This is a genomic window from Streptacidiphilus sp. EB129, from assembly GCF_041262645.1.
Lineage (GTDB): Bacteria > Actinomycetota > Actinomycetes > Streptomycetales > Streptomycetaceae > Streptacidiphilus.
In genome coordinates, this window is sequence record NZ_JBGCCS010000058.1 from 24,379 (window position 1) to 30,596 (window position 6,218).

General features: G+C 75.8%; 1 protein-coding gene. It reads left to right on the forward strand.

Annotated features, from left to right (window positions below):
- Positions 1-9 precede the first annotated feature (9 nt).
- Positions 10-6,218: type I polyketide synthase (locus ABH925_RS35305; protein ID WP_370155219.1), on the forward strand; the 6,209-nt coding region annotated here is incomplete at its 3' end.

Genomic DNA, 6,218 nt, shown 5'->3' on the forward strand with positions numbered 1-6,218 from the left:
GTGACGAAGGTGACGAAGGTGACGACCACGGTGAACGACGACAAGCTGCGCGACTACCTCAAGCGGGTGGCGGCAGACCTGCACCGCACCAAGCAACGGCTGCGGGACAGCGAGGCCAGGCACCACGAGCCCATCGCCATCGTCTCGATGAGCTGCCGCTACCCCGGCGGCGTGGAGACCCCGGAAGGGCTCTGGCAGCTCGTCAGCTCCGGCACCGACGCGATCGCGCCCTTCCCCGGGGACCGCGGCTGGGACCTGGACGTGCTGATCGACCCGGACCGGCTGCGGCCCGGCACCAGCTACGCCGCCGAAGGCGGCTTCCTCACCGGGGTGGGCCGGTTCGACCCCGGCTTCTTCGGGATCTCACCGCGCGAGGCGCTGGCGATGGATCCGCAGCAGCGGCTGCTGCTGGAGACCGGCTGGGAGGCCTTCGAGCGGGCCGGCATCGACCCGGCCGGGCTGCGCGGCAGCCGGACCGGGGTGTTCGCCGGGGTGATGTACCAGGACTACGCGGTCCGGCTGCGGCAGCCCCCGGCCGATGTCCAGGGGTACCTGGGCAGCGGCAGCTCGGACAGCGTCGCCTCCGGGCGGATGGCCTACACCTTCGGCCTGGAGGGCCCGGCGATCAGCGTCGACACCGCCTGCTCCTCCTCCCTGGTCGCACTGCACCTGGCCTGCCGGGCGCTGCGCCAGGACGAGTGCACGCTGGCCCTGGCGGGCGGCGCGATGGTGATGTCCACCCCGGTGCCGTTCGTCGAGATGAGCCGCCAGGGCGGGCTGGCCGCCGACGGCCGGTGCAAGTCCTTCTCGGCCCGTGCCGACGGCACCGGCTGGGGCGAAGGCGTCGGCCTGCTGCTGCTGGAGCGGCTGTCCGAGGCCCGTCGGCTCGGGCACCCGGTACTGGCCGTGGTGCGCGGCAGCGCGGTCAACCAGGACGGCGCCAGCAGCCGGCTCACGGCGCCCAACGGCCCGGCCCAGCAGCGGGTGATCAGGGCCGCGCTCGCCGACGCCGGGCTGACCGCGGCCGAGGTCGACGTGGTCGAGGCGCACGGCACCGGCACGCCGCTCGGCGATCCGATCGAGGCCCAGGCGCTGCTGGCCACCTACGGCCAGGACCGGCCCGAGGAGCAGCCGCTGCTGCTCGGCTCGCTGAAGTCCAACCTGGGCCACACCCAGGCGGCCGCCGGGGTCGGCGGCGTGATCAAGATGGTCCAGGCGATCCGGAACGGCCTGGTGCCGCCCACCCTGCACGCGGCGGACCCGACGCCGGAGGTGGACTGGGGCTCCGGCGCGGTCCGGCTGGTGACCGAGGCTACCCCGTGGCCGGAGACCGGCAGGCCGCGCCGGGCCGCGGTGTCCTCCTTCGGCGTCAGCGGCACCAACGCGCATGTGGTGCTGGAACAGGCCGAGAAGCCTGCGGCGGCGGTGTCCGCGGCCGAGCCGGCCGGACCGGCGCTGTGGACGATTTCCGGCGCGACCCCGGCCGCGCTGCGGGCCCAGGCCGCCCAACTGCACCGGCACCTGACGGACCGTCCCGACCTGGGTGCCCTGGCCGTCGGCCATGCGCTGGCGACCGGCCGGGCCGCCCTGGAGCAGCGCGCCGCACTGGTCGCGGCGGACCGCGGCGGCCTGCTGCGCGGGCTGGCGGCCCTGGCCGAGGGGGACGAGCTGCCGGGCCTGCGGCGCGCCCCGGCCGGCTCCGGCGGCGAGGTGGTGATGGTCTTCCCCGGCCAGGGCTCGCAGTGGGCCGGCATGGCCCGGGAACTACTGGAACGCTCGGCGGTCTTCGCGGAGCGGATGCGGGCCTGCGACGCGGCCCTGACCCGCTACATGGACCGTCCGCCGCTGGAACTGCTGCGCTCCGGCGAGCCGGTGGAACGGGTCGACCTGGTGCAGCCGCTGCTGTTCGCGGTCATGGTCTCGCTGGCCGAGGTCTGGCGCTCGTACGGGGTGAAACCGGCCGCCGTGGTCGGGCACAGCCAGGGCGAGATCGCCGCCGCCGTGGTCGCCGGGGCGCTCGATCTGGACGACGGCGCCAAGGTGGTGGCACTGCGCAGCCGGGCGCTGCGGGTGCTGACCGGTCGCGGCGGCATGCTCTCGGTGCCACTGCCGGCCGCCAGGGTCAGGGAGCGGATCGCGGACCGGGGCGAGCGGCTGGCGCTGGCCGCCGTGAACGGCCCCTCCTCGGTGGTGGTCTCCGGGGAACGGACGGCGCTGGCCGACCTGCTGGCCGAGCTGACCGCCGAGGGGGTCAGAGCCAGGGACGTCCCGGTGGACTACGCCTCGCACTGCGCGCAGGTCGAGGAGATCGAGCAGCGGCTGCTGACCGAGCTGGCCGGCATCACGCCGCAGCCGTCCGAGCTGCCGTTCTACTCCGCCGTCACCGGCGGGCTGCTGGACACCGGCGCACTGGACGCCGGCCACTGGTACCGCAACCTGCGGCAGACCGTGGAGTTCGAGCAGGCGACCCGGGCGCTGCTGGCCTCGGGCCACCACATCTTCCTGGAGGTGAGCCCGCACCCGGTGCTGACCCTCGGGGTGCAGGAGACCGCCGAGGCGGCCGGCGCCGACGCCCTGGCCACCGGCTCGCTGCGGCGCGGCGAGGGCGGCCCGGAACGGCTGCTGGCCTCCCTCGGCGAGCTGTGGCTGCGCGGGGTCCCGGCCGACTGGAACGCGGTGTACGCGGGACGCGGCACCCGCCCGGTGGAACTGCCCACCTACGCCTTCCAGCGGCAGGACTACTGGCTGGAGGACAGCACCGCCGGGCCGGGCGACCTGGGGTCGGCCGGCCTGGCCTCCGCCGAGCACCCGCTGCTGGCGGCGGTGGTGACGCTCGCGGACCAGGACGGCCTGCTGTTCACCGGTCGACTCTCGCTGCGCACCCACCCCTGGCTGGCCGACCATGCGGTCCGCGGCTCGGTGCTGCTGCCCGGAACGGCCTTCCTGGAGCTGGCGGTCCGGGCCGGCGACCAGGTGGGTTGCGGCCGGGTCGCGGAGTTCACCCTGGAGGCCCCTCTGGTGCTCCCGGCCCGGGGGGCGGTGCTGCTGCGGCTGGCCGTCGGTGCGCCCGACGAGTGGGGAGCCAGGACGGTCACCCTGCACTCGCGGCTGGAGGACGCCGAGGACGCCGACTGGCTGCGGCACGCCGGCGGGCTGCTGGCCCCGGAAGCTCCGGCGGGTCCGCAAGGTCCGGTGCCCGGCGAGGACGCGGACCCGGCTCCCTGGCCCCCGGCGGGCGCGGAGCCGATCGAGCTGGAGGGGCTGTACCAGCGGTTCGCCGCGGCCGGCTTCGACTACGGCCCGTCCTTCCAGGGCCTGACCGCCGCCTGGCGGCTGGGTGAGGACCTCTACGCCGAGGCCGGGCTTCCCGCCGAGCGGCAGGACGAGGCGGGGCGCTTCGGCCTGCACCCCGCGCTGCTCGACGCGGCACTGCACGCCACCGGCCTGGGCCCGGCGGCCGAGGGCAGGCTGCCGTTCAGCTGGACCGGGGTGAGCCTGTATGCCTCCGGCGCCACCGCCGTGCGGGTGCGGCTGGCCCCCAACGGACCTGACGCGCTGTCACTGTCGGTGTCCGACCCGGCGGGACGGCCGGTGGCCGAGGTGGAGTCGCTGGTGCTGCGGCCCGTCGGACAGGCCCGTTTCGGGACGGCCCGGTTCCACGACTCGCTCTACCAGGTGGCCTGGACGCCGGTCCCCGCCGACGGCGGCCGAGGCGCGCGCTGGGTGGTTCTGGGCGGGGAGCGGCCCGGGCTCGGGCCGGACCGCTGCCCGGAACTGTCGGCGCTCGGCCTGGAGCCGCCCGACGCGGTGCTGGTGCCCGCCGGTCCCGCGGGTTCGGGCCTGCTCCAGGCGACCCACAGGGCGCTGGGGCTGCTGCGGGAGTGGCTGGCCGACGACCGGTCGGCCGACACCCGGCTGGTCTTCGTGACCTCGGGCGCTGTCGCGGCCGGCCCGGACGAGGACGTCACCGACCTGCCGCACAGCGCGGTCTGGGGACTGGTCCGCTCGGCCCAGTCCGAGCACCCCGGCCGATTCGGCCTGCTCGACCTGCCGCCCGGTCAGGAGGCCCTGCTGCCGGCCGCGCTGGCATCGGGTCAGGACCAGCTCGCTGTGCGCGACGGCGGGCTGCGCGCCCCCGTCCTGGCCAGGGTCGGTGTCCCGGCCGAGGTCCGGCCGGAAACGCCGGGCGGGCGGGCGGTCGGCCTCGACCGGGCGGGCACCGTCCTGATCACCGGCGGCACCGGGCTGCTCGGCTCCCGGATCGCCCGGCACCTGGTCGTCAGACACGGCGTCAGGAACCTCCTGCTGGCGAGCCGGGGCGGCCCGGACTCCCCGGGGGCGGCCGAGCTGACAGCCGAGCTGAACGGGCTGGGGGCCGAGGTCTCGGTGGCCCACTGCGACGTGTCGGACCGGGCGGCGCTCGCCGCGCTGCTCGCCGACGTCCCGGCCGAGCACCCGCTGACCGCGGTGCTGCACGCGGCCGGCGCGCTGGACGACGGCGTGGTCTCCTCGCTGACCCCCGACCGGATGGACACGGTAATCCGGCCCAAGGCCGAGGCGGCGCTGCATCTCCACGAGCTGACGAGGGATCTGGACCTCTCCGCCTTCGTGCTCTTCTCCTCGGCGTCGGGCGTCTTCGGAGGCCCCGGGCAGGGCAACTACGCAGCGGCCAACGCCTTCCTCGACGCGCTGGCCCAGCACCGCAGGGCGCACGGGCTGCCCGGCCAGTCGCTGGCCTGGACCCTGTGGGAGCAGCCCAGCGCGCTGACCGGCTCGCTGACCGGCGCCGACCTGCGTCGGCTGGCCCGGTCCGGCATGCCCGCCCTCTCCACCGAGCAGGGCCTGGCCCTGTTCGACGCCGCGCTGGGGGTGGACCTGCCGCTGCTGGTGCCGATCCGACTGGACCTGGCGGCGCTGCGGGCCGGGGCGACGGACGCACCGGTCTCCGCGCTGCTGCGCGACCTGGTCGGTGGCCCGGCCCGCCGGGTGGCGGCCCGCGCGGTGGCGGACTCCTCGCTGGCGGGCCGGCTGGGCGCGCTGCCGGCGGCGGAGCAGATGCGGCTGCTGGTGGAGCTGGTGCGCACACAGGTGGCGGCGGTGCTCGGGCACGCCTCGCCGGCAGCGGTGGAGGCCGGCCGGGCCTTCCGGGACCTGGGCTTCGACTCGCTGGCGGCGGTCGAGCTGCGGAACCGGCTGAACACGGCGACCGGCCTGCGACTGCCGGCCACGCTGGTGTTCGACCAGCCGTCGCCGATGGTGCTGGCCGGGCATCTGCGGGACGAGCTGCTGGGCGCCGGTGCGCCGGTCGCACGTCCGGCCTCCGTCCCGGCGCGGTCCGCCGACCGGGACGACCCGGTGGTGATCGTCTCCATGGGCTGCCGGTTCCCGGGCGGAGTGTCCTCCCCCGACGACCTGTGGCGGCTGGTCGCCGAGGGAGCCGACGCGGTCTCGGAGTTCCCGGTCGACCGCGGTTGGGACCTGGACGCCCTGTACGACCCGGACCCCGAGCACCGCGGCACCTCCTGTGCCCGCGAGGGCGGCTTCCTGACCGGGGCCGGCGACTTCGACGCCGAGTTCTTCGGGATCTCGCCGCGTGAGGCGCTGGCGATGGACCCGCAGCAGCGGCTGCTGCTGGAGACCGCCTGGGAGGTGTTCGAACGGGCCGGCATCGACCCGGAGCAACTGCGCGGGACAGCGGGCGGGGTGTTCGTGGGACTGATGCAGCAGGACTACGCCGCGCGGCTGCTGCCGCACATCCCGGAGGACGTGGAGGGCTTCCTCGGCACCGGCAATTCGGGCAGCATCGTGTCCGGGCGGCTGGCGTATGTCTTCGGCCTGGAAGGCCCGGCGATCACGGTCGACACCGCGTGCTCGTCCTCGCTGGTGGCCCTGCACCTGGCCGCGCGGTCGCTGCGTTCCGGCGAGTGCGACCTCGCGCTGGCCGGCGGGGTCACCGTGATGTCCAGCCCGGAGCTGTTCGTGGAGTTCAGCCGGCAGGGCGGGCTGGCCCCGGACGGCCGCTGCAAGCCCTTCGCAGCCGCCGCCGACGGGACCGGATTCGGTGAGGGGGCCGGTCTGGTGTTGCTGGAGCGGTTGTCCGACGCACGGCGCAACGGCCACCCCGTCCTGGCCGTACTGCGCGGCAGCGCGGTCAACCAGGACGGCGCCAGCAACGGCCTGACCGCACCCAACGGACCCTCCCAGCAACGCGTCATCAA